This is a genomic window from Spirosoma pomorum (genome assembly GCF_054776615.1).
This window is the reverse complement of the sequence record NZ_BAAHBP010000016.1, coordinates 1-24,327: the sequence shown is the minus strand read 5'-3', so window position 1 is coordinate 24,327 and position 24,327 is coordinate 1. Positions and strand designations below refer to the sequence as shown.

The window sequence follows — 24,327 nt, the reverse complement described above, 5'->3', positions numbered from 1 at the left end:
AAAGTTAACTGGTGCGAAAGATATCGTTAGCCACTAGCCCTATATTTAGTTTGACTTCGTAGCCCTTCGTCGAGTCCAGCGTCATCATGCTGACGGGTTCCAGTACCGCCGTGTTGTAGTCGAACTCCACCTGGTCGGTTTCCTGGTGATCTAGTCGCATTTGCTTCAGGATCGCCAGGGCTACCGTTTCGGCCTGGTCGAAAGCCGCATCTTCACTGGCTTCATCACTCTGATCGCACTGGCAGAATACGTAAAAGACAACCTCGAAAAACGCCACGTACTGTTCGGCTCCGTTGTTAAACGGCTTGTATTTTGGGCGCATCACAAACACAGCCGGGTAGATGGCCTCGTTGACCGATGCGGCCAGTAGTCGCTCCATGCTTTTGCCGTCCGACTGCCGAACGCTTTGCACCCCGTCAATCCCTTCGGCGGTTGATTTGAAGTAATCTTCAAAGAGTTTAGTGGCTGTTTTGTTCTCCATCGGCTTGCTGTTTGAGTAAGTCGTTGTGGTTCTCTTCCAGGAAAAGTAGTACCTCGTGGGCGTTGGCCTGCTGCGTTTGCTTCAGGTTGCCGAAGATTCCTTTTTCGGCCAACAGGTGCTGGTTTTTGATAAAGTTCTGACCCGCGTAGGCTTCGGCCTCCCCTTCCCCCGAATCGGTTTTAAAGAGCGTGTACCGAGCCATGATAGCCTTGACCTGCGAAGCCACGTAGAGCAGCACCATCATGCGCTGCTGGTAGTCCACTTTGGCAACGGGTTTTACCCGCTCCCTGGCCACAAACTCGTTGTAGTCTTCGCGGTGGTCACCATTCCAGCTGGTGTCGGTGGTGTAGCCGCGTGGCCGTCGTGGTCGGCAGGCCGTGGCCACCAGGTAGTTCAGCCGCTCGTCACCCACTACCGTCTGTTCAATGAAGGCCTGCAGGTGCATGTACAGGTCGGTGAGCTCGCCGTAGGATACGGTCAGAAACTCAGCCTCGGGCAGTAGCAGGGCGTGGCCACCCGCCTTGATCTCCGCAAACGGCAGCTGGTCGACGGGCTTGCGCCACATCCACGACAGCCAGTCCACCAGTTGCATCAGTACGACCGCATTCTGGCGTCGCACCCCTTCGGATAGGCCAGCGGAGAAGTGCTTCCGGTGTAGCCGTTTCCAAACCTTCGGCTTGATGTTCAGTGCCGTTTGGATCAGCGACAAATGCATGCTGCCCGATTCCGGGATCAGGTACACCAGCTTGATCAGCTTCGGCAGCTGCTTTGGTGTGACCTCATTCCAGGATTCGGGCAGCTGGTACGTAGTGCCGTCGAGTTCGATTGACCGCATTACTGACCGAGTGCTTTTTTGATTTCGTACTCAGGCAGATTCACCGTCAGCTGTGCCACCAGGGCGGCAATGGTACCGGTGACGGTCACGATCAGACTGGCCACCATCTCGATGCTGTCGGGTACGATCACCCCTTTGGCTTCCAGACCAAGAACGGCAGCGGCCAGCGACGCCAGCACAATGCCCCCGTTTCGGATCGTCTTGAACAGGCCAGGCGTGGGCGCTTTGAACCGCTCCAACAAACTGAGCTCTTCCTGCAGATTTTTCATGTACGTACTGATTAAAATGAATTGATTGATATGTGAAATGGTCAGCAAGTACAAAGCAAAAAACCGCCCCCTAAAGGACGGTTTTCGGCTGGTTGACAGTAAGTCTACTAATAGCGTTTCTTGATCTTAAGAAGTGGTATGCCTAGAAATGAATACGATTTAACCTTCAGGAGCGATTGTGTTCGGATGCCTCTGGAATCTAACGCCATTGTGTTTTCAAAGTATTCTTGAATAACGATCATGTGTATAAAATAAAATTGGTGATACGTGTTAGCGCCAGGTGCGGTTTACTTCAGCCAGCGACGTGTTTAGTTTGGTACTATAGGCCGGGTCTTCGGCGTAGTGGCGAACAATCCAGCGCCGAAACGCCTGCTCATTGCTCAGGCCATACTTCAAACAGATATCCCGCTCCCAGGCCTGGTAGTCAGCCAGCATCAGTTGGGCGCTGGCGTATTCGCCGTAGCCACCCCGAACTCGTTTCTGAAACCCCCGCCTATTCTTTCTAAAGCCAAACCAGTTGTGGGTGCGCATCATCTTGCGGGAGCTAAAGTGGCCGGTTTCCAGCACCGCAATGGCCACCGCCGTTTCGGGAAACAAGAGCTCAGTTTCGGTAATCAAGCGAACAGGATCGCCCCAACGCCGAACCAATCGCTCGGCTCGCCTGCTCTGCGTTGGGGCCGTCAGGGGTCTCGTCGGGTGTCCTCCCGTTGGCTGAGCTCCGACCCGGCGTCGGAAACGGGCAGCTTGCTGGCGTTCTGCTGGCCGCGCTGCTTGATCAGTAGCCGCTCAATCTCATCAAGCGAAACCAGGCTTTGCTGCTTCTCCTGAATAGATTTCTGCTTTTTTTTGAGGGCAGCATCGAGCACCTGATTTTCCTTTTGCAATAAGGCTGACTGCTCTTCCAGGTAGGCTTTTTTCTTCTTCCTGGCTTCGACGGTATAGCTCAGGCTGTCGCCAACGATCTCGGGCAACGCCACGGCCACTTCGTCGATGAACAGGCTATCGATCTGCGCGGTGGCCATTGAATCCAAGCGCAGGGAATCAGCGGTCGATTCGATGCCCACCACGCTGTTCAGCTGCCCCCATGGTTTGGCCACAACCAACGCGAGCAGGCCAGCCAGCAGGCTAAAAAAGAGGTAGGTTTGGTACGATTTCATTACGATGGTGGTACGGTTAAAACGTGATGCGGCTGACGACGGTCATCTCACTCTTGAGCCGTTTCTTCAGAAAAACGCCCTCGCCTTTGCCGTCAGGGTTGCTGGTGTTGCCGCCAATCACCCAGCAGTACTCCTTGTCGGGTGGCCAGTTGATAATGATCTCAACGTGGTTGTAATGCTTGCCCCCGAATCGAAAGAGTGCCTGGTCTCCCGCCAATGGCACCCGGCCATTCACCGGGTGGTTCGCCCGCCAGACGATGACCTTAGCAGGCCTGGCCCAATTGGCGGCCAAGGCCGGTCCTTTTACCCCATGATCCACGCCCGCCGTCTTAAAGACATGGTGGCAGAACAGACCGCAATACAGGGTGCCTGGACCGTAGCCGTAGGGTTGGATAAACAGGGTGTAGACTGGCCCCCGGTTCTGCCCTACTTCGCGGGTACCCACAAAGCGCACCGCCACCTCGGTGACGGCCTTTCGCTGCTCGACTACCGACCGACGGATATGGTCTGCGGCAGGTTGACCGATAGCAGCTGAATGAACAAGTAGCAGAGCCCAAAGAAGGCCAACAAGAAAACGCATAGCCGTTGAAAAGACGTTAACTCATACTTGATAGTCGTCATCATGTCCGGTCCTTCGCTATCGGGCCGGAAGAACCGGAACAACTCAGGCCAGAACAAACGAAGCAGCCCTAGGCTGGCCCCCAGCACGAACACCAGCCGAAAGCAGGCTGTCCATAGTTGGGTCATCGTATTGGAAAAGATCAGCTGACCAGGTCGCTGCTCAGCCGTGGTGTAGGCCGTGTAGTCAGCCAGGGCGTAGAAGGCCAGAAAGGCCACCGCCAGCCCGCCGTATAGCTGCCACAAGTAGCGTGACTTGGCCAGCACCTTGCCCCCAATACCCGTCGACGGTGCCGGTTCGGGTGCTGGCTCGGGAGTGTTGGTCTCTCGCTTCTCTTCCAGGTCTTCCTTGATCAGCTGGTGTAGCATGTTGGCCTGCTGATCAACGGTGGCCTCCGTTGGGGTGGGCTGGCTGGCATCCGTTGCCAGGCCAGCCCCATTTTTGCGCTTGAAGTCCATTACAGGCTGTCAATCAGGTTGGAGATTTCTTTCTGCTGCGCTTCGGCCTCAGTGCGCACCAGCTTGCGCAGTTGCTTACAGATATCGGCTTTGCTGGCCAGCGTGTACCCGTCCGTCGTCAGGGTGTTGAAGATTTCAGCGGCTGCTTCTTCAAGCGTCATCAGGTCGCGCTGTTCGTTTTGTTCGGGTGCTTGGTTGTCTCCCATGGGAATTGAAAAATTGATTGGTTATGAATTGATTAAAGTATTACGTGCGGTTTGTCGGAGAAATCCTCCGGCTCGTAGGCAGTGCCCGGTGCCAGGTATTTCTGGTAGTAGGTCGGGAACAGCGTCGGGCTGGCTGTTTCGTCGAGATAGGTGCGAATCTTGCTCAGCTTCTTCTGGCCATCGGTGTACAGCTGCTGGAACATGTTCTTGCGCAGGTTGCCATCCGGTGCCACGCCCTCGCTGGTGCCGTCCTTATTGCGCTTTTCGGCAATGCCATCTTCGTCGATGGTCAGCGGCAGATACGGCCAGGCTCGCCAGACGCTCAGGTACGCCACCGCTTTGCGGGTCAGTGCCAGGAGCTCGTCTTCTTCCGGCGTGAACGCTGTGTTGTTTTGCCACTTCGAACGCAGACCTATGTACACCCCCGACGTCATGGCCCCCCGAATGTCCTCGTCTTCCGTGTCTTCGACGTGGGTGATCAGCTTCTGGAAAAAGCGGTAGTTGCGCCCCGCAATCGGTAGCAGTTGGCCTAGTTCAGCCGCTGAGCGCAGAAAGTGCCGGTTGCGCTGTTTGTAGGCCTCCGAGCCAGTCCAGGCCGCTGGTTTCTTTTCTTCCAGTTCGCGGTAGAAATATTCCAGCGACATGTCGAGCATGTCCAGGTTCGCGTCACGGGTGTCGACGTATTCCCATTTGGTTACGGCCACCGCGTTTTCTACCCCACTTTTCATCATGCCCAAATCACCCACTCTGAATTTCTGGTGCGGGAACGCCAGCGTATAGGCATACCAGGCCAGGCAGCTGTGGGTCAGGCGAAGGAGCTCTTTGCTGTCCTCGGTTGCGCTGGTCAAAGTTTTCAGGTAGGCGAAAAGATCTCGCCCGATTTCATCCCGAAACCACCTCTCAGCGTGAGCGCAGAAACCGGCCATCTGGTCAAACTTCATCTGCGCCTGCAGGGAGCCCAGCTGCGCTTTCATTATCTCCTGCGTGAGCATGCTAGTTGTGGTTAACGACCGCCTGCGAGCCGGTCGGGTTAACGTCGAGCGTAGTGATCTGCACCCCGCTGAACGAAGGCTGTATGTCCGATTTGTAGCCCATGCTCAGCAGGGCATACCGAATGGGTTCCAGTAGAATCTGGTGGTGAACCGGGGTTCTGAAGTGTTGCTGAAACTCAGCCATCACCCGAATCTGCGAGCCCGAATCGTTGCCCTTGCCGGGATTCACCCCCGCCAGGGTGGGCAGGATACCAGCGGCATTGGCGATACTGACGTTGGCCATCTCCCACACTTTGGCGTAGGCATCGTCCGACATTTCGTTTTTGAGCGGCACGACGTCGATGGCGTCCTGTGCCTTGCCTTCTTCGTTGCGCAGGAATTTCAGAATGAGCGTCTTGTTGACGTTCTTGGTACCCGACATCCACTGCGAGAGGTTATCGCTGAACTCTGACCAACGCTGGCGAATCTTGTCGACAGGGACCGACTTGCCCCCTTCCGTGTCGAAGTAGTCTCGGGGTACCTTCACCAGGTACTTGATGTTGTAGCCGTTGGTAATGCCCGACTTGTGGAACAGCGGGATCAGGTTAGCCAACTCAATCCAGTCGGCGGCTCCCCACCAGCTAGGAAAGGCGTAGTGCGCCTGGCCCGACATGTGTTCGCGGGAGTGCAGCACACTGACGATGTTGGCGGTCGGGTTGGCAAAGTTGAAGCCAGCAATCGGCTCGGAATCCTTTGGTCGGTAGTAGCTAAAGTCCCCGAAGTACGGGTTGTAAAGATACTTCCGGTCGAACTTGGTACTGGCCTGGTCGATACGGGACGAGTAACAGTCCATGATATCGAGCGTGGGCAGGCCGTCCAAACTAAACTCGATGCGGGTGAAGTGATTGGCGTTGGTCAGCCGCTCGTTGATGGCCGCAATAATGTAAAGCGGTAGCCGTGTCTTCAGCGCCCACTCGTCGAGCTTGCTGTCACTGTAGGGTTCCAGCCGTACTTTGCCCTCTTCGTAAATCCGCTTAACGAAGCTGATGCCCGTCCCGTAGATCATGTCCCGGTTCGATTCCAGTAAGGGTCGCACCTGGTTGTTCTTCTGAATCAGTACGCCCATGGTGTTGGGCTGGTTGTCGGCATTGCCCCAGGGGACGTGCCTCATGCCATTACTGCCGAAGATGCTGGCCGCTCCGTAGGCGTGGTCACGTCCGGTGGCCTGCGTCAGCTGCAGAATGGCTGCATTATGGTTGCGGCTCGATACCACGGCCACGTTCTCGTTAATCCACTCCATTAGACTAGGTGATTAATGCGCATGCCCTTGTAGGTGAGCAGCAGGTCAATGTGTAGTTCGAAGTGCTTGCCGTTCTCCACGTTTTTCAGCAGCAGGATGTGGTTCAGGTTGACGTTCTGGCGAAACTTGGCCTCGCCCGGTGCGTTGCGACTGCTTTTTTGCACCTGGTCTTTCTCGCCAACCGTACCGTCAGTTTTGCAATAGGTCAGGCTGAAGGTGTGGGGTATGCCACTCCCCCGCGTGTCCTGGTGGATTTCGGCAAACATGGCCCGCCTGCTGATGGTGTGTTTTGCTTTTCCCATAGCCCAAAGTTGGCCCCCGCTACCGGTGCCGGAAAGGACCATTTAGCGGGGGTTTGTTAGCGAAAATGCAAGTAGATTGAGAGACCAAGCCCGATGCGCAGGAGCCAGATTTCAAGCTGGTTGCTCCGGTTTTCCTGCCGCTGCTGACTAATGGTGCCTTTGTCATCGATCTGGCTGGTGATCTGCTGGCCCGTATTGGTATAGCACTGCTGCAGCTGAGTGGCCAGGCTATCGCGCTGGTGCTCCCGCACCTGCACCTGCTTTTCCAGAAAGCCGATTCGGAGTCGGGCAAAGTGCAGGGCAGTCAGGCTGTCCAGGATGGGCTTGGCGTTGCTCACAAACTGCCGAACGGTGGCCAGGCTATCAATGCCGACTTTTACCGATTGCGCGGTTGACCTTGTCCATGGCATCGACAGGAGACAGGCCAGCATTAGCCCGTAAAGAGTCTTGTTCATCGCGGTAGTGAATGGCGGTTAGAAGTGAATCAATCGTGCGCTGCAGTTTCCAGACTCGCTGCTCAGCCTGTAGCGAATCAGCCTGACGCTGGTTATGGAGTGCGGCTTGGATCAGCACCCTGACCTCGCTGAGCTCCGATGCCGGTTGTGGCGTCAGCAGCTGCACCAGTACGGCCACGGCTACTGCCGTCAGGACGCTGACCGAGATTTCCCGCACCAGGTTGGACGTGGTGCCAAACTTGGCGTAGGTGCCCTGCAGGAAATGGATGATGATGTTTACGTACTGCATCAAGGTGGTACAAATTAAGATTGAGCTTTTTTGGTACGTGGCCACCAGACGATGGGCAGAGCTTCTTCTCCCTTCACCCATACCTTACACCCTTCGGTATCCCCTTCCAGGTCAGCTAGTGGCTTGAGCTCGGGCATCGGGTAGACCGTCAGGGAGTGGCGGCAAAAGCAGGATTCGACTTTGCTTTTGACCAGGCGCACTTCTTTGATCAGCCAGACGCTCCCAATGCCTTTTTTGCCTACACTGACCAGGTAATTACCAGGTTTAGGCGTAGCGTCGTCTGGTAGCAGGTCGTAATAGATTTTCTTTGTCGACCGAGTGCTCATTTCTTGCCGACTCGCTTTTTCCAGTCCGTGAGCTCGAAGTGTGGCATGTCCTTGAAGCTGGTGAAGTTGCCACCCCACGTAACGCCCGCGTTGGCCAGCACCAGGGCCGCAAACCGCTGAAAGTGCAGGGTGCTCCAATCAGCTTTCCCGGCCTTGTCGATGAAGGCCACGTCGAAGGCGCATGCAGGCAGGTAGTTGTGCGGAGAATCGCCTGGCTTGGCGTTAGTGACTTTTTCGTCGGCTTCGTCGATTTTGCCGTCCTTGTCGTTGTCGATCCCGTCACGCACCTGGTCGTAGAGCTTCTGCTGCTCTTTGTTGGTGCGATGGGTGCAGGTTATCGAGGGCGTTGGTGCGTCGGGGTATTTAGCCACGTATTGGGCTTCGGCCTTCCCATAGGCATAGGCCAGTTTGGGGTGAAGGTCATCGATAGAGCGGGATGCCATGATCTGTTTGGTTGATTGACAGATCGAATTTCGGCTGGTCGGTAGCGGCCAGAAAGGACACAAAAAAGCCCACCTGGTGGGGTGGGCTTTCTCTACAAGAAAGCAGTCAATGCGTGAACTCAAAAACTACTTGCTCCGAAAAGTCTTGGGTAATATAGTCGGGAGTCATTGGTATTTTTTTGGGAGGAACTGTACCATCAGCACATATTAATGTGTGTCCTGCAAGGTCAATACTGCATTTGTGTTTTTTTAGCCTGTTGATTTCGCGCTGAATTATTTTGCAGGACTTTATTATTTCTTCTTTTCGTTTCAATGTTTCGTTTGCCATGCTGCTTGTTTTAAATTGAAAGTGGTAGTAAGAGTCGGTCATCCCGGTCGGGCACTACTCTCAGGCTCGCAAAAAACGCTTTGGCCTTCTCGTCGACAGCACCTAACTGCTTCTCCTGCTTTACTTCTTCGATTACGTCAAGCAGGTGCATCTGGCCGGTTTGCTTGGTCAGTTCGGTCTGCCTGGCTAGTTGATCATGCTCGCGCTTGGTTTGCTGCTCCCTGGCGAACTTCTCCCGAACGGCCTGCTCAATGTAGCTGGCCTGGTTTCTCTGCTTGGCCAGGATATCAATCACATCCTGCTGCAGCTTCGGGGTGATCTTCTTACCACCCTTCGCCTTTCGGCCAGACCCCACTGGCCTGGCCTTCTTCGTTCCGTCAGCATTATACCCCTTTGGCATGGCTGTTCTAATTATTTCACTTTGTTTAGCAATGCAGCTACTTTCTTTTGAGCAACTTCATTCACCAAATGCTGGAACCGCTCTTCACCTGTGGCCCAATCAATATGCGTCTGAATATCTTTTATGGCTTTGTTTACTCGCTCATTGATGACGGTTTTCGCTTCGCTGACGGCTTGGTCGATTGCTGATTTTGTAGCGTCATCAATCAACTCTTTGGCTTTCTCAACAAATATATTCTTGTGAGAATCAGCAAGCACTAGTGTGCTTTGGCCACCCCATCCACCTACACTCTTGGTTGTAAAATATTTGCCAATCTCTTTTTGAAGTTCTGTCTTAGCTGGTGCGATAAGACTAGAAACAATACCATCCATTCGCTGAATAGCAACCGGTTTTATGTACTTGTCCGAGAAGGCGTCAACCACTGAGCGTCGGATGTCAATTTCCATTTCGGTGTCTCCACCAATAAGACGTTCAAGTGCTTCGAGGGAATTTATTTGCAAGGTTAGTGCTGCCATTGTTTTTAGGGTTTACGCTTGTTAAGCAGATGGATGATTGAGCTAGATTTAAGATAATCGGTTAGCAGTCGGTGCGTTCATTATATCCCGCAAGGCCTGCCCAAATTCAGCGGGTGATAAAACTTTCGTTGCTGGTCGTTGTGGTCTGCCGTTTCTGGCGTCGTGGTCACGCTGCAGGTCGTTAAGGTGCTCGGCTGTTGGAATATATTCGACGGCGGCAACCGGTTCGGCGTTCTCCTTTTGGATCTCTTTCAGCAGGGCGGTCAGGATAATCTTCGGCCTCCATTCCTTTGAGCCAGGCTTGAATTGATGATGGTACCAGCAGAGTATAATCATTATGCCGGTGCCCCCTTCACCACAAGTTTTCCAGCCCCGACCGCCCCGATGCCATTGCTGGTAAGACTCGTCCCATTGCGCCCTGGTGTAATTTCGCTTTGCCCGGTTGTCAACCCAATCGCTCAGCTGCTTTTTCTGTTCTGGTGTCAGTTTGATCATGGTGCTAGATTTTTAGAAAGGCATCCCCTAGACCTCGTTGCCACCACCAGCAGCGAATGCTCATGCAGCAGAACTCGGGATCAAGGCCAAATTGGGAGATGATATAATGAACGGTAGCCTTGGTTTCGCGCCCTGAGTAGGTGTCCGTTTCAGGGTCGTATTCCTTCAGGTGCAGGATATCACCCTTCTGGTAGTTGCGGTCGTTCTTGCGGAGCTCGAAGCTCTTATTGCCAACAAAGACTTCGTCGAAGTATTCAGGCCTGGTCTTTAGTACGTGCGTTGCCATTGCTTTTTATGTGGTGGGTTTTACCATTTGCAACTTTCACAGGTTGACTCCTGGCCTAAATCCCTGCCGAACTCAGCATAGAAACCTGCTTTGTCTCTGCCCCAATAAGCGCCAATCTTACGGCTGGTTTCCATTGCCCGTTCGTACTTTTTCGGGAAGTGGGTTTTCACATTCCTCATGTCCCGATTGTCCCCATTCTTGCAGGGCAGGCAGTTGTTGTGATTAAATAGCCGCTTGCCTTTCTCGTCTTTTAAGTCATAAATGGCCGGGTACCAGCCAAGGTGCTTTTTTACAATCTCGAAGCACCAGTCATCGGTGAACTCGCCAATCGGGTACGCCTTTTCTGGTGTGAACAGGTCGGTGTACAGCATGTCCTGCTGTCTTCCCATTCGCTTTTTTAGCTCGTGTTTGACGTAGCCAACCAAGTCGTATTTGATACCATTTTCGAAGGCATATCGCGCTAGTGGCTCAACTTTCTTGTGGATGCTGCATGGGCTACGCATTGGGTGAGGAATCATCTTGCGCTCTTCAAAATAGCGCAGTGCTGAATTTCGGGTAACGCGCACCCTGACGTCAGGAAACTGCTGTCGGGCGTAGCGAACACCAGCCTTTACAAACTTGAAAGTATCGTCACTGTGTTCGTCGAAATGGGCGTAGAACAAATGCAACTCGCTAGGCTTTATCCCTGATTCGACAAGCCAGCATAAAACGGCCATTGAATTGATGCCACCCGACAGGCCAATTAGAACTTTCTGATTTTCCATGCTCGGCTGCTTATTTCGATTGGGTGTCCTTTTGGTCGAAATACAAAGAGATATACTTGATCAGTAGCACCTCCATGGCAAAGACTGGAATGCCGTTCTGCACAATCCAGTTACAGGTGGCCGGGTTGTTCGGGAAGTTGGCCTCGTTAACGTGGTTAGGGTTGCGCAGTTTGATGTACGCCATTACCTTGTCCAGGTGGTTCGTGCGTCGCTTCTGGAATAGCTGGCTGCTTCTGAACAGCAACAGAAACAGCATCCGGTTCAGGCCGAACGAACACAGCAGCAGGATGCCACTAGCCACCACCCACCCGCTGATTCGGAGTGTCCATTCAAACCAGCCCTCGGGCTGAACGAATTTGTTATAGATGGTTTCCAAGAAAAAGACGTCTGTAATCAGGCAGGCCAGGAATACGTTGAGCGATGCCATGAACAGGATTTTGAAAGGAATTAGAAGGTCTTTCACGGTTTTTAAGGATAAGATCAAATCAGAACTTTATTTGGTGCGACAGCTGCTGCACCTGGTGCATTTTGGCTCGATCAGCCGGCGCTTTTGGCCGGTTTGACTATCGAGCGCCAAACCGGCCAAAAGATTATTCGGTTTTTGCTTCGACCAGCGTTTTTAGCAGGGCGGTGGTTTTCTCAGTCTCGCCGTCTACCACCGTTACAGTGAATCCGGCCTTGGCCTCCTGTATTACGTTGGAGTTGTTGCCCACTGCAATGAGCGAAACCTTGCCCTCCTGAATCCTATCCACAAAGCCAGGGATTTCACCATCAGGCAGGTCGATCTCAATTGTTTTAAAGATTACTTCCGGGTAGGTGATGCGTAGTTTTGGCATACTGGAAAGGATGTGTTTTTGAAGGTGATCGTGAAGTTCAGGTGCAAATAGCCTGGCTCTTTGGCGAAGAAGGCCACCGCGTCTTGCGTTCCGAACTTGAGAACGAACTCGTAGCTGTCTAGCACTTCCAGTACGTCTGCTGCTATAGCCTTGAGTTCAGCTTCTGAATAAGTGGCCTTGATTGGAATGCAGTAGTTTCTCTGCTTGTCATAGGGATAAGACCCGTAATTAGAAACCGGATAGGTGCCATGGAAATAGTAATGATGCCCTCGACAATCTTGTCTCAGCCTGCCCTGACGCTCCAATCCACCAAGAATCCCTTCGCGCAGGGGTGACTCTTTCAGGAAGTGCCATCTAGTATTGGTGGCCAGTGTCGTGTTGTCGAAAAGCTCTTCAAACGTGTACGTTTTGGGAGCGGCCATAGTAGCAGCTGCAGGCAGCAAGGTGATGGCCGCTACTAAGCCGGTGTTCTTTAAAAAGTCTCTACGTTTCATGGGGTGTTTTTGATACGTTTGATGATTGCTTCGATGCGTTCACTCATGTAGTATAGGTCGTTGTTGTCCCGCCGTGAGATGAAGCGACAGCGGGCAACGTTGCGACCTTTCAAAACCCAGACTGCCAGTCTGAGCAGTAGCAGATCAAGCCACTTCATTGGCTTCTTCCTGCTCCTGGTGCTTGAGAACTCTGCCGATACGTCTTAGGATATCCTGTGTGAACTCCCGCACTCGAATGATGTTGTCTTCAATCGTTGGGTGGCCTTTTGCGTAGTCATCGATGCGCTCCCGCTGGTGGATGATGATCAGGATTCGCCCGAAGTTGTGCCCTTTGAGGCACACCCGAACAGCCCGGTCATGGCCTAATACGATCAATCGAGTCAGGTTCGAATAGTCGGTAGTAGACAGGTTCTCGCCCCGTTGGGTATGAATACACCAGCCGTCACCATACTTTTTAACCTCACTCGGGATGTGGTGCTCGCCCTGGTAGAAATCGGCAAAGAAATCGGTAGCTTCTTGTTTATTCATCGTCTTCAGATGGATTATGGGAATGGTCTTTCCAGAATTCGTATTTCACTTCTTTATAAATCTGCGCTTTGAGGCTGTCAACTAGACGGTCTCTTCCAAGCCATAATTTTTCTCTATTATAGTTTGAGTACTCAGCAATAGATATACTGATACAGAGGGTTGCGCACAGCATAAATACGACAAGGACAGCGGCTAGATACTTTTGATCCTTCATGGTTGGAATCGTTCTAAGGGGGTGTTTGCGGCCAGGTAAAGCGGGTGCTTCGGATGGCCTTCTTTGGTTTTGCCTAAGCAGTAGGCATCAGGAAAAAGCTCGATGATTTCTTTGTCTCGGTTGAGATGGGTACCGTGGCACCCCCACGCAAATACAACCCGCTGGCACTTGCTGGCCACGTCGACCAGCCAGGCGTTTGCCCCCTCCCCTATCGGGTCTGCCGCTTGCTTCATGTCCGTTGGTTCGGTGGCTCGGTAGCAGAATAGATTCATCATGTAGAAGCCGCCGAAACCCCAGGTACGGGTGAACCCAACACAGCGCCGAATCGTCGAGTCGTCGTCGGTAGCGTTGGCCGTCGACGGGTTCAGTCCGATGATCATGGCCAGCGGCTTTGTGCTGTCCCAAATGCGCCAAAGGGTGAAGCGATACTTTTCGCAGGGGGACAGATCAGCCCCGATATCTAGCTTGCTGGAAGCCGAAGGAAAGAGTGGGATTTGCATAGCTGGTCGATACGGAATGAGTAAGCTGTCCTGAACCTCCTGGTGGTCGATCTCGTCAGTGGTCATGGTTAGCTGATTGTGCCCACTCTAAAAATTTATCTTCACCCATGAGCTCGACAGCGGCTAATCCGAATATGGCCTTGGCAACGGCTTTAGCATCTTCGCTGGTTTCCTGACGGTCGATCTTAGGATGTAAGAAGGCGTCCGTTAGTTCGAGGTAGTTCATACCTGGTAGCGGTGGTATCACCTGAATGATGGCTTTGCAGCGTTGCATCTCCAATTGGTAGCCATGCTCGCCAAATTCATCTATCAGTCCCTGTCGCAACCAGTTCATGTTGTCGACCATTTCTCTGATCTCCTGTGACATGCTACTGGCTCTCTTCGGTGGTTTCAGCTTCGTACTCAGCCTGCGGGATTACGTTCACTACGATGCGAATGATCTCGCTCAGGGCAGCATCATTAAACTCGATGTTCTGCCGCTCGAAGAACTCACCCAGCTTGCGCTTGATCCCTGCTTCGTCGGGTTCGTCGACCAGGTAGATTTCGCCCTTGTTCAGCTGGCGTAGGTAGGTCATCACCTTACCCAGGATTTCCCGCGTCTGGCTCTTGGCCAGCAGCGTGACCAGTTCGACAATGATTTCCCGCGTCTGCAGGAAGGGTGTCCGCTCTTCGCTGGTCATTTTCGACAGCAGCTGGCCACGATATCGTTCCGCTTCTTCCTTGGCCTTCGACTTAACCGGTGATTTGGCAATCAGCAGGTGGCCAATGTGGGTTAGGATGGTCGCTACCAGCATCTTCTCGGCTTCGACTACATTGTTGGCGGGTGTGTTTTTACTTGGTGTACTCATAATATTTAGGGGGGTTATTAGTGATTACTGCATCAAAAACGGGTGCCAGGATGGCCGTCAGGATCAGACCGATGGCCAGTGCTATGCCGACCAGTACAGCCATTGGAACGGCAAGCGGAATGAGAAAGAATAGAAAGAGTTTAGTCATGTGACTCGACGGTTTGGGGGTTTATATGGATATTGACTAAGGCTTGATTGAGCTTGTCGAGCAAGGTTCGGGCAGCTGGCCACTTTGGTCCGATCTGCAGTTCGGTGTGGAGCGCGAAGGCCAACGAAACCGAGACAGAATACCAGAACTCTTTGGTGGTTGGTCGAGTCGACCAGGTGAACCACTGCCGCCTAATTCGTTCGTAGTGCTCAGCCAGGATAAGGCTATTTACGCCCATATTTTGCCGGAAGAACGTATCGTCGAACCGAACCTGGCCGTCACTGCAGTAGCTGTAGATCGTGCCGACTTCGTCGCGGGTGAGCTTTAGCTTCAGCATACGGCGGGCTGTTTAGACATGGCTTTCTTTTCCAGCTTCTTCATCAGGCTGCGCGATAATTTCGGGCCACCGATGGCGGCTGGCTTCAGGATTTCGACCGATTTGCAGTGCAGGTACATCCCGCCTTTGGGTCCCTTGCTTAGGTCGGCTTCGATATGTACTTCAGCCATGCGCCCTAATTCGCCCCATTTGAAGCCCTTACGCACCCGGTATTTGCACAGGAGCTCACGCTTGTCGGGGTTGTTGACCGCTTCCAGCAGATCGCTGTGCACCGGTACCGAAAACTCGACGCGCAGGCCATCGTCGGCATTGACCGTTCTGGCCGGATAACTCACCCAGCTGTCGAATACGAAGTGGCCAAGGATGGTCCGTTCTGCCGGTTCACGGATGGCCCGACGCTTGCGGGTTCTGGCAGGTACGGCCTTGGCAGCTGTTGTGGGAAATAGTTCGGTTTGCATGGCACAAAGGGTTACTATTTGGGGTAATGAGCTATGATGGAGCCGATGGAGGTGCCTTTGTTTATTCGCCCGACGTTGCTAACTGGCGGGGTGTTGACGTCCGGCATGGGTTGCTGCCAGGTTGGCTGAGCGGGTGGCGTGACTGGAACTGATGCCACCAGCGGTGGTGTCGTCGTCTTGATCACCCCACCAGTGGTGAGCGGCATCGGGTATTCATTCTGTTCGATACGGCAGAAAAGGTTTTCGACGTGGTAGCACCGGTTGTCGAACACTTCAACCATTTTAAGCTTACGGGTGCTAAACCAGGCACTTACGGTAGCGTTCTTTCTGAATCGCTTCAGGCCGTAGTAATCGACACTTCGTTTGCGCATGGGCGATAAGCCCGGTACGGTGCGCGAATTAGGCTTGTGGTTCATGCGCCAATGCTTCACGCCAGCCTGGTGCATCAGCATCTCAACCGTGTCCTCGTACTTAGCCGAGATAGCCTGCGCGTGGTTCAGTACGTGGCTGGCCATGTACAGATTCAGTTCAGATTCGCCGTCCTGGCTGGTTCTCCACACCGGGTGGCATTCTCTCAGCAGGTTGTACAGATCAGGCCAGCGGTAGGAATTGTAGAGTAGCTGACCGTAAATGGTGCGTAGGTCGCGGGGTAGCCCGTCAGGGAACATGGCCCGCTCGTCTGGCTTGTCAAATGAGTACCAAACCCAGGGTTGACCATTCTTACTTCGGTATTCGTCAGTTAGCTCGTGAAAGTAGAGTCTAAACTTGAACAGGGAATCTTGTGGGCTGCTCGGGCAGGCAGAGCCGGGGGTTGGAGTCGTAGCGCGATACATGAAAAAACGTTCATTTTTCGCGCTTTCTATAGTATTTAGAGTAGTTATACGCCATTCTACCGATCTACCGGTCTAACGATCTATAGTCTCAACTCTATAGAAATATCTATAGAAAGCAGCGGGGGAAAAAAATTAAAGTTTGGGCAATTCTCTCCCGATCAGCCGTTTCGGGCTGTTTCGGCAATTCGACCTATTTACCTGCCAGTCTGGCAGAAAAACCGGCCCCAATCAGCTAACGTATATGTATATACGCCTTGATTGGTAGCTGACGTGCACATCAGCTTTAGCCTGGTGGGGTGATTGCGGGCTGGTTTAAGTTGCCGACCAGCCAATGCCGGTCGGCAATCTCCCCTTTACCCGTAAAAACCAAGTCCCCACCTGGTTGCTCTGAACACAGGAGTCGAACCTGCATCTCTCGGATTAACATAGCATATGTGTTACGGTGGGCTATACCGAGGCTCTACCAGTTGAGCTAATTCAGAGGATTATTATCGTTCAATACGAATGCAAAAGTGTTCAGCTGGTGCTGGCCAGCACAGGACCGCTTTTCGCGCCCTGGCACCTGGCCACGCCATGCCCGTTCAGCGCCGTCTGCGATTTGAACTCGCGCTTGCATTTTGGGCAGGTTAAAGCAGCTGGTTCGGCCAGCACAGGCGTCAGATTGACCGCTGGTGGCGTTGGTGCTGCCGTGGCCGCTTCGGCCTGAAAAGATGCGTAGAAATAATTACGTAGAAATTCGAGGGCTCCTACGTTCGCAACAGCCGACCGACTTGATATCGACGCCAGCGCCATGCGTTGTTGATGGTGGGTTCCCCCCAGGCTACTGTTCATGGTATCCTGCATCAGTTCGATAGACGTCCGGTTCATGCGTGTTGCGGGGTTTCGGATGCCAGCCAGATCAGGCTTTTGAACTTAGGGAAGAGCGAGTGCCAGACTCGCAGTTTCAAGGCTTTCAAATCACGAATCTCGTCGGTGAGCGAGTATTCGAATTTGCAGCTGCCAAGTAGCTGCTCAAGCTCCTGAGCGGCATGAATACGCTGCTCAATGTTATCGATTACCTGCCAGCGCAGGTGCTTCGGCATGGTATCGATGTCGTTTTGGCTCAATTCAAGTACATCAAAAGCAATCATGGTCGGTAAGTATCGACGGTACTGATTGCGAAAATGCCGGATGCGGTTGATGCCAGCCAGGACCAGTTCGGCCAGTGTGGGGGAAATGGGCGGACGATTCATTTATCAAAGGGTTGTTCAGTTGAGTGGTTGGGGTGCCGACTCATTGTCAGCAAATAGTGGCCGTGTGGCGGCATTGATGGCGTCGATCAGAATGGCGATATCGCCCTTGTCCTGCTCTGTCCACTTTGCCTGTATGGCCAAGACCGCGTCTAGGAATTGTTCGCAGTCTGGTGTGCGCGAAATGACAAGCTCGTCGAACAGGTAGTTGCCTGTCAGCAGCCCCATCAATTGTTCATCGTTCGCAAACGCCTGGTTAAACAGCAACGTCTGCTTAGCAAATCGCTCCATGAAGTGTAGGCTGAGCGTTAGATCAGCTAGATCAATGCTCAGGCGTAGCGTGCCTTCGTATCGAATCTCCCGAAAGGCCACCAGGCTGGTTTCGTTAACTTCTACTTCAAAGCCCAACTTCGCCAGTTTGGCTTTAATCCAGGTCGGATCGTAATTCTTGCGTTTCATTTTCAGACTGCTGAGCGATTTGCGATTACTAGGATTCTGAAATGTTCTTGTACCATTTTATTTTTTTTCCTGTGGGCAATTCTGGAATACGATTGTTGCGGATATCGTCATAAGTGAAGCCCAAATACCGCACGAGACAGTCTGCTACGTGGAATTGAAGAGTGCGTAAATCCAGGTCGCTGTTACGCTCACGGCGTAGCACCGTGTTTGTGAAATAGTTTAGACTGCTTGCCCCTTTGTTAGAGGTGATGCCGCCTAAATCGCTGTTTAAAGCATTCCATCTCTCCCGATCTTGCTCTTTCAGCCGTTCATAGTGGCTTTGTATCGTTGACATAATTATTTGGCCGTTTACACAGTATTTGCTTATTTTGGTGTTAATCGTTGTTTTGTTTGCAGTGATAATCACAAATATTATGATGCAAGTATCACAAATACTTGTTAAAACGTCAAAATATTTGTTACAATATTTTTTAACTAAATATTATTATGCTGATTAACAAACGATTACGAACAATAAAAAACCAAAATAATTCAACCAACCATGTTCAACTTTACCAAAACAGTAACATTTTGTTTGCTTGGAATGACCTTTTTAGTGCTGGATAAGTCTATAGCTCAGGACCTACCTATTGATCCTGAAACGCAACTGATCACGTACTCTGAAGTAGTAGAAGTGCCAAGTGTGTCGAAGGGTGAACTTTTTAATCGAGCTAATACCTGGCTCACTCGCGCCTTCAAAGGATCGACGAAACAGGTAATTGAAATGGAAGATAAAGAGTCTGGTAAGGTTGTAGGTCGTGGCCTAATTCCTACTCAAGTAAAGATTCCTATTACTGGAATGACCGATGCCGGGTTTGTATCTGCCACATTTACAATAATTTGCAAAGACGGAAAGTACAAGTACGTCGTGGATAACCTTACCCATGAAAAGCCAGACAAACAGAATTGGAGTAGTGCAGGGGCACTCGAACAGAAGAAACCTAAGAATGATAAACTATTAATGAGGAGTCCTAGCCCATACGAATGGAGGGCTATTAAAGAAGCAACCGACGAGAATATTAAGAAGATGGTTGCTGGAATGAAGAAAGCTCTGCAGACGACTGAAGCAGATTTTTAAAGTCCAACGTTTCACAAAAAACTTAAGTAATGAAAACAACAATTAGTGAAAGATTTAATGCATTGATCAAAGCCCTTGGCTTGAACGCCAACAGCTTCGCCAAGCATATTGGGAAGGCCTATACTTCGATTGAGAGTATTTGTAAAGGCAAGACCAGACCAAGCTATGATCTACTAGAGTCTGTTTTTATTACGTATCCTGAATTGAGTCGTGATTGGCTTGTTATGGGCGATGGCGAAATGTTCCACCCAAAGCAAGACAGTACTGAAAAATTAGAGAAGTCCGACAGTTACTTGCAGGATCATCTCAAAACTTTAGAAGGTAACTTTGATAAGTTAGCCGCTCAGCTTGAAACTAAAGATCAGCAGATCGCTAGCTTACAAGAATCTCAAAAGAGTCTTCAGAAGATGTTAGAGATGGTGCTGGGAAAGTCTAAGGGTGCTAATAAACGACCACTTGTCAGCAATATGGGATCAGGGCTACGTTTCGTAGCGATTCGTTAAAGTTGGCAAAGTTGTTGGCACCCTCTTAGCAAACTTTGCTAAGTTGGTCACTTTAAGAGTTTTATTCCATTTTGAGCAAATCCCTCTCTCTCTGCAAAGAGCTATTAAGTAGCTAGTTTTTACCAAGAGTGCCCGATACCTAGCCGGTTTCGGGCTTTTTTTTTGCCCGTTTCTGAGTAATTGACGCAGTTTTTTCCATTTCCATCCACCCCATCTACGGCGCTCAGGCAAATTCAGTTACACCCCTCTTTGGTTTAGTTACACCCTTTCTTTAATAGGTTTTTAATGTCCTACTAAATTTTGTGTACCCAATCCCGAAAGGTGTATAACAATTCATTTCGAGCCGTAGAAAAGGCTGCTCACTAAATCGTGAGCAGTCATGTTTATCACTCGAATGAAGATTTCGTTCTGGAGACGAAAGAGTAAGACAGCTGGACTAAGTAATATTTACAGCCGGGTCGCAGTGAATGGTAAGCAGTTGGACATCTGTTCGACAGGCATTGAAGTTAACACCGACCATTGGGATGGCGAGCGAGTTACGGACGACGACCCCGACGCTCAGCACAAAAACCAGACGATCGATACGATTCGAACGCGGCTCTGGCTCGCTTACAACTCCCTGTTTACCCGCCACGAGGCTATCACCCCCCACAAGATCAAACGAGCCTTCCTAGAACAAACCGGGGGCCGGATCACGATCATCACCACTTTTGATGAGTATCTCAATGATTCCAAGATCGACCAGGAGCGAAACCTGAAAGGATCCAGCATTACGGTCTACGACAACGTCCGGAAAAAACTCATCGACTTTTTGAGCCACGAGAAAGCGCTGGACCTGCTGGCCACCGATTTCGATCTGGAGTGGTTGAAAAAATACCGGCGCTGGATGAAAAAAGTAAAGCTGGAGGGCGGCAAGATCGGGCACGCCGATAGCTACGTGGCTAAGCACTCACAGACGATCCGGAACATGCTGATCTGGGCCAAGCTGGCCAAACTCATTCACGACAATCCGCTCGACGGCTACCGGGTAAAAGGAGCCGTGTTCGACGATCCAATCTTCCTGACGGAAGAACAGTTTCAGACGCTCAGAAAGCACCGCTTCGACAATCCACGCGTGCAGCATGCCGCCGATGTGTTCATTGTCCTTTGCCGATCCGGGTTTCACTACGGCGATCTGAAGGACTTTGTGAAAAAGTACAAAACGGCGATTAAAACCGGCGTCGATGGCGAGCCCTGGCTAGTTAAAGAGCGGATCAAAACGAAGGTCAAGATCCACGTTCCCCAGTTCTCGGAGGTCAAACAGATCATCGACAAATACGACGGCTGGGAGAATCTGCCGCTGGTGTCAGGAGTAAAGTTTAACTACTGGCTTAAAGTCATTGCCGGCGAGTTGCACTTCCATCCTGATCTCTCGAGTAAGGCAGGCCGTAAAACCTTTACGGACTGGTGTTTTAATAAGCTATACCTGAGCACGGATTCCGTGATGGTATTGCTAGGCCGCAAGTCATCAAAAGGCTTGGAGGTCTACGGCCGGCCGGACGAGCGCCGGGTAGCTGCGGAACTGAAGCAAAGTAAGGAAATGAAAAAGCGGAAAAAGAATAAGTAGCAACGTAAACGGGCCTAATCAGATTGACTAGGCCCGTTTCACAAGCTTAAATTCATATCCAGCGACGAATTCACATTCGTGAAGTCATAAGGGTACTATTTTACAGTGTATTACCGTGTACAGCTTAACTCTCTGTAAAAGGCATCAGACTCTACACGGTGTTACTTTTTGTAAATTCGACTGCAAACTTAATAACGAGACCATACAGTTGTCGCCATCCTCCTTCATCCATCAAAACAATCTTAGGATGCCTGCTCTCGTAATTAACCAAGGGCAAATAGCCCGCATGAGAGGGCATCTTATCATATAGGAGTAATACGTATTCTCCTGTCAACACTGTATATGGATTCTTATTTGGAGCTAGTGTTCCTATGGAACTATGGCTGGCATTACTCAGATTCTGAGGAGTGAAAATTACGTAGGGAAATAGTATAAAGTTACTGCCTGCCTTTTCGATGTTATCAATAAGATCCTGTTGTTTCTCTGCTTTGACCCTATGCAGCTGCTGCTCCATCAGTTCGGCCACCTTACGAGGCAATCTAAAGTCCCGAAAAACTACATGACTCGAGACATGACATCGCCAAAAAATTGACTGAATCAACAGACAGATAGCCAGTGAGCTTGCTTCTAAGCTGGTGCGTATGATCCATTCTTCCCTACTAATAGTATCGCTGAAGCTACTTTGAAAGGCTTTATCTCTGAGCTTTCGATGAACCGAGTTACAGTAGATTGTCTCTAAACAGTTGAAGTATTGCTCACAATCAGGACATAAAATGTAGTCTTCCTTTGGACCATTCTGCACAGTTAGGGGATTGGTCTTGGGCTTATGGGCTTTACTTGTGTCCAAGACAATCGCTTTGTTTTTTCCGCTCTCTGAAAGCATTACTTTTGACATAAAAGCAGGAACAATATGAGAGTTTTTCTTTGTAGCGGGCTTGGACTTACATAGTAAACATAGATCAGTATCAGTTCTCTTCTTCGCTTCCATACCTCTTACGAATCTATACATCGACAGCCCTTACGTTAAAGATTGCAGGATCAATTATCATTTTTTTCTTTATAGCGTTTTTGTACCCAACATGCTCAAGAAGCTTTAATATTGGCTCCCTTTCTGCTTCTGTAGTATTGCAACCAAAATATACTTCTTTCAGGCAAGCTCGTTCAAAGTCAAAGTCTCTAGCTCCATTTCTATCATAAATAAAAGCTCTGACCTCTTCTTCATAAGACCATATAGTTGATTTAGAGTATATCCAATTTTCTAAGGCTGCATCACGACTTTCATAGTAATTCAAAGGCTCTATTGAGCTTTTGTAATTGACTTCATTGAATATTACTACGTACTCTTTATTAGAATTCACTGGTTCAAAATCAAATCCAAGGCAAACTCCTTTATGTTTACAAGCGTAGTGGCTCCACAAAAGCCCAATATCATGTCGTTTGCTGAAGCAGCATATACCTAATGACTTTTTAGTCACATCTAAACTGAACTTACGAGCCTCGGTCAACAACTGTATAGAGGAGGTGGCAAAAAGCTTTTGCAGTCGTTTTCTCTCAGTTCTGGGTTTGCTATTGAGAAATTCTTTCCCTAGCAGCTTTTTATGCTTTCCTTTTGGTCTTTTATCAATAAGTCCATCATATAGGTCAAAAGGATCATTAAATGATTCTGGCGAAGAAAATCTCAAATTTCGATTTGATAATATTTTAGCTGCTGTATCTATACCAGTATAGTGGTATAGAATTTTGGGCGGTACTGTATATGTTCGAGGAGGCTCACCTGTTGTGATCACTAAATCGAAAGTCGTTCCCGGCTCGTAAGCATACTGCCTAGGTATTAAAACTGGCGGATTAAAAGGAAACATCATACAGAGACAAGTTCAACTCCAATTGTAATTCCGCGCAAACGCAGGTATTTGTAAAGTGTGTTTTTGGAGATTCCCAATTGGGTAGCGATTTTCTGCACCGAGAATTTGCCTTCCTTATATAAGCTCTCGGCAATCCGGGAGGTATCCTCGGCTTTTTTGGTGAGTCCAGGCTTGCGTCCAAGCAACTGGCCTCGGCGTTTGGCGCTGGCCTGTCCGGCCTTAGTCCGCTCCCGGATCAGCTCACGCTCGTACTCGGCTAGACTAGCAAAGATCCGGAACACAAGCCGCCCCTGGGGAGTGGTAGTATCGACCGGATCATTCAGGCTGATCAGGCCGACGCTACGGGCCTCAAGGTTCGTAACGATGTCGATTAGGTTAGGAAGTGAGCGCCCGAGCCGGTCGAGCTTCCAAATCACGATCGTATCACCTTCGCGCACGTGCGCAAGCATCGTAGCCAACTCTGGCCGATCAGCCTTGGCACCACTCGCCTTTTCCTGATAAATCTTGGTGCAGCCAGCGGCCTGAAGATCATCCAACTGGAGAGAAAAGTTTTGATCCTGAGTGGATACACGAGCGTATCCTATCTTCATCTCTTTTGAAGTTTTTTTTCAAAAAAACTTATTATTGATTTTTTGGCAATAAATGACATCAAATCAAAATTAGGTATAGTAGTCTCTACATGTTCATAAGTATAAAATCCACCCTCCTCTTCTTTCTTTATTACTTCGCGTATCACTTCAAAAAACCGGGCGTGAGACTGAGGATATTTGTGAGGAGTAGATCTACCAGTATGAATAAAAGCAGACCGATGCTTATAAGAATCGGCAAGCATTATCTTTATTTGATCTTCTGTCAAGTCATCGGGATATTTTTCCCAATGATTTTTTTCTATAATATGATTAAAAGACCCTTCTACACCTTCTAACTCATCAATACGCTGAATAAAATTTTCTCTAGGGTGGGGCATTTCTTCCCATGAATCTACTGGACAATAATCTAAAATAAATTTCACAAATCTCTCCGATAGGTACTGATTATTACCTCGCGCACTTTTATACGACTCAAGTAATTCCTGTATAAGAACATTATCTTCAGCTAACTTTTCCCTCTGAGCTTCTCTCTCCTTGTTGATTACTTTTACTTTGTCTCGCTTTATTGCAATTTGAGATACTGACTCAATAGCAGCTATCAATAATGAATACCCTAACGCGAAATCCTCTCTTTTGGTCAACAGCGTAAGATGAACCAGTCGAACCGCCTGAAAAATAGATAAGTAATGCTTGTAATCAATTTTAAAAAGAATGTTTTCAAAGGCATCGAGACCCGCCTTTATCTCTTCCAAGGATCGTTTTGATAGTCTTGTCTCAAAAGAACCTGGCCCAGCACTTAGAGCGTGTTTTGGAATTAGATTTGGCTTGATGGCTGTATTCGTTGTAACATAATCTGAATGTTGGCC

At 50.3% G+C, this 24,327-nt stretch carries 44 protein-coding genes and 1 tRNA gene; 3 read left to right on the top strand and 42 right to left on the bottom strand.

Features of this window, described 5'->3' with window-relative positions:
• Positions 1-4 precede the first annotated feature (4 nt).
• The 38 genes from ACYVAD_RS10145 to ACYVAD_RS09960 form a co-directional block, all read right to left on the bottom strand.
• Positions 5-481: a hypothetical protein gene (locus tag ACYVAD_RS10145; protein WP_461139373.1), complete on the bottom strand. Its 477-nt coding sequence runs from the start codon at positions 479-481 to the stop codon at positions 5-7.
• Positions 459-1,316: a hypothetical protein gene (locus ACYVAD_RS10140; RefSeq protein WP_461139372.1), complete on the bottom strand. Its 858-nt coding sequence runs from the start codon at positions 1,314-1,316 to the stop codon at positions 459-461. The genes ACYVAD_RS10145 and ACYVAD_RS10140 overlap by 23 nt, the downstream gene beginning before the upstream one ends.
• Positions 1,316-1,585: a hypothetical protein gene (locus tag ACYVAD_RS10135; RefSeq protein ID WP_461139371.1), complete on the bottom strand. Its 270-nt coding sequence runs from the start codon at positions 1,583-1,585 to the stop codon at positions 1,316-1,318. Before ACYVAD_RS10135 ends, ACYVAD_RS10140 begins: the two co-directional genes overlap by 1 nt.
• Positions 1,586-1,855: 270 nt before the next feature.
• Positions 1,856-2,203: a glucosaminidase domain-containing protein gene (locus ACYVAD_RS10130; RefSeq protein ID WP_461139370.1), complete on the bottom strand. Its 348-nt coding sequence runs from the start codon at positions 2,201-2,203 to the stop codon at positions 1,856-1,858.
• A 62-nt stretch (positions 2,204-2,265) separates the two neighbouring features.
• Entirely contained in the window at positions 2,266-2,742 is a 477-nt protein-coding gene (locus ACYVAD_RS10125; RefSeq protein ID WP_461139369.1) for a hypothetical protein, read from the bottom strand.
• A 16-nt stretch (positions 2,743-2,758) separates the two neighbouring features.
• Complete coding sequence (locus tag ACYVAD_RS10120; RefSeq protein WP_461139368.1) at positions 2,759-3,322, bottom strand: hypothetical protein; 564 nt, start codon at positions 3,320-3,322, stop codon at positions 2,759-2,761.
• Positions 3,229-3,819: a hypothetical protein gene (locus tag ACYVAD_RS10115; protein ID WP_461139367.1), complete on the bottom strand. Its 591-nt coding sequence runs from the start codon at positions 3,817-3,819 to the stop codon at positions 3,229-3,231. Before ACYVAD_RS10115 ends, ACYVAD_RS10120 begins: the two co-directional genes overlap by 94 nt.
• Positions 3,819-4,025: a hypothetical protein gene (locus ACYVAD_RS10110; RefSeq protein ID WP_461139366.1), complete on the bottom strand. Its 207-nt coding sequence runs from the start codon at positions 4,023-4,025 to the stop codon at positions 3,819-3,821. Before ACYVAD_RS10110 ends, ACYVAD_RS10115 begins: the two co-directional genes overlap by 1 nt.
• A gap of 32 nt (positions 4,026-4,057) precedes the next feature.
• The gene (locus tag ACYVAD_RS10105) at positions 4,058-5,017 is read right to left on the bottom strand and encodes a DUF6712 family protein (protein WP_461139365.1); all 960 of its coding nucleotides are present in this window, start codon (positions 5,015-5,017) and stop codon (positions 4,058-4,060) included.
• A 1-nt stretch (position 5,018) separates the two neighbouring features.
• Entirely contained in the window at positions 5,019-6,296 is a 1,278-nt protein-coding gene (locus tag ACYVAD_RS10100; RefSeq protein WP_461139364.1) for a hypothetical protein, read from the bottom strand.
• Positions 6,296-6,640 carry a hypothetical protein gene (locus ACYVAD_RS10095; protein ID WP_461139363.1) on the bottom strand — a complete coding sequence of 115 codons (345 nt, stop codon included), beginning with the start codon at positions 6,638-6,640 and terminating at the stop codon, positions 6,296-6,298. Before ACYVAD_RS10095 ends, ACYVAD_RS10100 begins: the two co-directional genes overlap by 1 nt.
• A 14-nt stretch (positions 6,641-6,654) precedes the next feature.
• Positions 6,655-7,053, bottom strand: coding sequence for a hypothetical protein (locus ACYVAD_RS10090; RefSeq protein WP_461139362.1), 399 nt, complete (start codon positions 7,051-7,053; stop codon positions 6,655-6,657).
• Entirely contained in the window at positions 6,962-7,345 is a 384-nt protein-coding gene (locus ACYVAD_RS10085) for a hypothetical protein (RefSeq protein ID WP_461139361.1), read from the bottom strand. Before ACYVAD_RS10085 ends, ACYVAD_RS10090 begins: the two co-directional genes overlap by 92 nt.
• An 11-nt stretch (positions 7,346-7,356) precedes the next feature.
• On the bottom strand, positions 7,357-7,668 hold the full coding sequence (locus ACYVAD_RS10080) for a hypothetical protein (protein ID WP_461139360.1): 312 nt from the start codon (positions 7,666-7,668) through the stop codon (positions 7,357-7,359).
• A complete protein-coding gene (locus ACYVAD_RS10075) occupies positions 7,665-8,111 on the bottom strand; it encodes a M15 family metallopeptidase (protein WP_461139359.1) in 447 nt (148 codons plus the stop codon). The genes ACYVAD_RS10080 and ACYVAD_RS10075 overlap by 4 nt, the downstream gene beginning before the upstream one ends.
• A gap of 338 nt (positions 8,112-8,449) precedes the next feature.
• Entirely contained in the window at positions 8,450-8,839 is a 390-nt protein-coding gene (locus ACYVAD_RS10070) for a hypothetical protein (RefSeq protein WP_461139358.1), read from the bottom strand.
• Positions 8,840-8,850: 11 nt separating this feature from the next.
• Positions 8,851-9,354, bottom strand: a complete 504-nt coding sequence (locus ACYVAD_RS10065; protein WP_461139357.1) for a hypothetical protein — start codon at positions 9,352-9,354, stop codon at positions 8,851-8,853.
• 48 nt (positions 9,355-9,402) lie between these two features.
• Positions 9,403-9,849, bottom strand: coding sequence for a hypothetical protein (locus ACYVAD_RS10060; RefSeq protein ID WP_461139356.1), 447 nt, complete (start codon positions 9,847-9,849; stop codon positions 9,403-9,405).
• 4 nt (positions 9,850-9,853) lie between these two features.
• Complete coding sequence (locus ACYVAD_RS10055; RefSeq protein ID WP_461139355.1) at positions 9,854-10,135, bottom strand: DUF3850 domain-containing protein; 282 nt, start codon at positions 10,133-10,135, stop codon at positions 9,854-9,856.
• Positions 10,136-10,155: 20 nt separating this feature from the next.
• The gene (locus tag ACYVAD_RS10050) at positions 10,156-10,899 is read right to left on the bottom strand and encodes a hypothetical protein (protein ID WP_461139354.1); all 744 of its coding nucleotides are present in this window, start codon (positions 10,897-10,899) and stop codon (positions 10,156-10,158) included.
• Between the two features lie 10 nt (positions 10,900-10,909).
• Complete coding sequence (locus ACYVAD_RS10045) at positions 10,910-11,362, bottom strand: hypothetical protein (protein WP_461139353.1); 453 nt, start codon at positions 11,360-11,362, stop codon at positions 10,910-10,912.
• Positions 11,363-11,489: 127 nt separating this feature from the next.
• On the bottom strand, positions 11,490-11,735 hold the full coding sequence (locus tag ACYVAD_RS10040) for a hypothetical protein (protein WP_461139352.1): 246 nt from the start codon (positions 11,733-11,735) through the stop codon (positions 11,490-11,492).
• Positions 11,702-12,229, bottom strand: coding sequence for a hypothetical protein (locus ACYVAD_RS10035; protein ID WP_461139351.1), 528 nt, complete (start codon positions 12,227-12,229; stop codon positions 11,702-11,704). Before ACYVAD_RS10035 ends, ACYVAD_RS10040 begins: the two co-directional genes overlap by 34 nt.
• Positions 12,230-12,373: 144 nt before the next feature.
• The gene (locus ACYVAD_RS10030; protein ID WP_461139350.1) at positions 12,374-12,757 is read right to left on the bottom strand and encodes a hypothetical protein; all 384 of its coding nucleotides are present in this window, start codon (positions 12,755-12,757) and stop codon (positions 12,374-12,376) included.
• Entirely contained in the window at positions 12,750-12,971 is a 222-nt protein-coding gene (locus ACYVAD_RS10025; protein ID WP_461139349.1) for a hypothetical protein, read from the bottom strand. The genes ACYVAD_RS10030 and ACYVAD_RS10025 overlap by 8 nt, the downstream gene beginning before the upstream one ends.
• Positions 12,968-13,537, bottom strand: a complete 570-nt coding sequence (locus ACYVAD_RS10020; RefSeq protein WP_461139348.1) for a DUF1643 domain-containing protein — start codon at positions 13,535-13,537, stop codon at positions 12,968-12,970. The genes ACYVAD_RS10025 and ACYVAD_RS10020 overlap by 4 nt, the downstream gene beginning before the upstream one ends.
• Positions 13,527-13,805, bottom strand: a complete 279-nt coding sequence (locus ACYVAD_RS10015; protein ID WP_461139347.1) for a hypothetical protein — start codon at positions 13,803-13,805, stop codon at positions 13,527-13,529. The genes ACYVAD_RS10020 and ACYVAD_RS10015 overlap by 11 nt, the downstream gene beginning before the upstream one ends.
• Positions 13,806-13,839: 34 nt before the next feature.
• On the bottom strand, positions 13,840-14,319 hold the full coding sequence (locus ACYVAD_RS10010) for a hypothetical protein (protein ID WP_461139346.1): 480 nt from the start codon (positions 14,317-14,319) through the stop codon (positions 13,840-13,842).
• On the bottom strand, positions 14,303-14,467 hold the full coding sequence (locus tag ACYVAD_RS10005; RefSeq protein WP_461139345.1) for a hypothetical protein: 165 nt from the start codon (positions 14,465-14,467) through the stop codon (positions 14,303-14,305). Before ACYVAD_RS10005 ends, ACYVAD_RS10010 begins: the two co-directional genes overlap by 17 nt.
• Positions 14,460-14,804, bottom strand: a complete 345-nt coding sequence (locus tag ACYVAD_RS10000; RefSeq protein WP_461139344.1) for a hypothetical protein — start codon at positions 14,802-14,804, stop codon at positions 14,460-14,462. The genes ACYVAD_RS10005 and ACYVAD_RS10000 overlap by 8 nt, the downstream gene beginning before the upstream one ends.
• Positions 14,798-15,262, bottom strand: a complete 465-nt coding sequence (locus ACYVAD_RS09995) for a hypothetical protein (RefSeq protein WP_461139343.1) — start codon at positions 15,260-15,262, stop codon at positions 14,798-14,800. Before ACYVAD_RS09995 ends, ACYVAD_RS10000 begins: the two co-directional genes overlap by 7 nt.
• A gap of 14 nt (positions 15,263-15,276) precedes the next feature.
• Positions 15,277-16,095 carry a hypothetical protein gene (locus tag ACYVAD_RS09990; RefSeq protein WP_461139342.1) on the bottom strand — a complete coding sequence of 273 codons (819 nt, stop codon included), beginning with the start codon at positions 16,093-16,095 and terminating at the stop codon, positions 15,277-15,279.
• Between the two features lie 283 nt (positions 16,096-16,378).
• On the bottom strand, positions 16,379-16,522 hold the full coding sequence (locus ACYVAD_RS09985) for a hypothetical protein (RefSeq protein WP_461139341.1): 144 nt from the start codon (positions 16,520-16,522) through the stop codon (positions 16,379-16,381).
• Positions 16,481-16,577: transfer RNA gene (locus tag ACYVAD_RS09980), tRNA-OTHER, on the bottom strand. Before ACYVAD_RS09980 ends, ACYVAD_RS09985 begins: the two co-directional genes overlap by 42 nt.
• A gap of 34 nt (positions 16,578-16,611) precedes the next feature.
• Positions 16,612-16,962, bottom strand: a complete 351-nt coding sequence (locus ACYVAD_RS09975; protein ID WP_461139340.1) for a hypothetical protein — start codon at positions 16,960-16,962, stop codon at positions 16,612-16,614.
• Entirely contained in the window at positions 16,959-17,327 is a 369-nt protein-coding gene (locus ACYVAD_RS09970; RefSeq protein WP_461139339.1) for a hypothetical protein, read from the bottom strand. The genes ACYVAD_RS09975 and ACYVAD_RS09970 overlap by 4 nt, the downstream gene beginning before the upstream one ends.
• Positions 17,328-17,342: 15 nt before the next feature.
• Positions 17,343-17,783: a hypothetical protein gene (locus ACYVAD_RS09965; protein ID WP_461139338.1), complete on the bottom strand. Its 441-nt coding sequence runs from the start codon at positions 17,781-17,783 to the stop codon at positions 17,343-17,345.
• Positions 17,784-17,811: 28 nt separating this feature from the next.
• Entirely contained in the window at positions 17,812-18,117 is a 306-nt protein-coding gene (locus tag ACYVAD_RS09960) for a hypothetical protein (protein ID WP_461139337.1), read from the bottom strand.
• Between the two features lie 207 nt (positions 18,118-18,324).
• Here ACYVAD_RS09960 and ACYVAD_RS09955 point away from each other — a divergent pair, with 207 nt between their 5' ends.
• The 3 genes from ACYVAD_RS09955 (at position 18,325) to ACYVAD_RS09945 (ending at position 21,009) form a co-directional block, all read left to right on the top strand.
• Positions 18,325-18,900 (top strand): DUF4468 domain-containing protein, encoded by a 576-nt coding sequence (locus ACYVAD_RS09955; protein ID WP_461139336.1) that lies wholly within the window; start codon positions 18,325-18,327, stop codon positions 18,898-18,900.
• Positions 18,901-18,929: 29 nt separating this feature from the next.
• A complete protein-coding gene (locus ACYVAD_RS09950; protein ID WP_461139335.1) occupies positions 18,930-19,403 on the top strand; it encodes a hypothetical protein in 474 nt (157 codons plus the stop codon).
• Between the two features lie 379 nt (positions 19,404-19,782).
• Positions 19,783-21,009 carry a phage integrase SAM-like domain-containing protein gene (locus ACYVAD_RS09945; protein WP_461139334.1) on the top strand — a complete coding sequence of 409 codons (1,227 nt, stop codon included), beginning with the start codon at positions 19,783-19,785 and terminating at the stop codon, positions 21,007-21,009.
• Between the two features lie 151 nt (positions 21,010-21,160).
• On the opposite strand, the gene ACYVAD_RS09940 is transcribed toward ACYVAD_RS09945, so the two are convergent.
• The 4 genes from ACYVAD_RS09940 to ACYVAD_RS09925 form a co-directional block, all read right to left on the bottom strand.
• The gene (locus ACYVAD_RS09940) at positions 21,161-21,997 is read right to left on the bottom strand and encodes a hypothetical protein (protein ID WP_461139333.1); all 837 of its coding nucleotides are present in this window, start codon (positions 21,995-21,997) and stop codon (positions 21,161-21,163) included.
• A gap of 13 nt (positions 21,998-22,010) precedes the next feature.
• On the bottom strand, positions 22,011-22,871 hold the full coding sequence (locus ACYVAD_RS09935; RefSeq protein WP_461139332.1) for a DUF2971 domain-containing protein: 861 nt from the start codon (positions 22,869-22,871) through the stop codon (positions 22,011-22,013).
• Positions 22,868-23,461, bottom strand: coding sequence for a recombinase family protein (locus ACYVAD_RS09930; protein WP_461139331.1), 594 nt, complete (start codon positions 23,459-23,461; stop codon positions 22,868-22,870). The genes ACYVAD_RS09935 and ACYVAD_RS09930 overlap by 4 nt, the downstream gene beginning before the upstream one ends.
• On the bottom strand, positions 23,458-24,327 hold an 870-nt coding region (locus ACYVAD_RS09925), incomplete at its 5' end, for a hypothetical protein (RefSeq protein ID WP_461139330.1). The genes ACYVAD_RS09930 and ACYVAD_RS09925, both read right to left, overlap by 4 nt.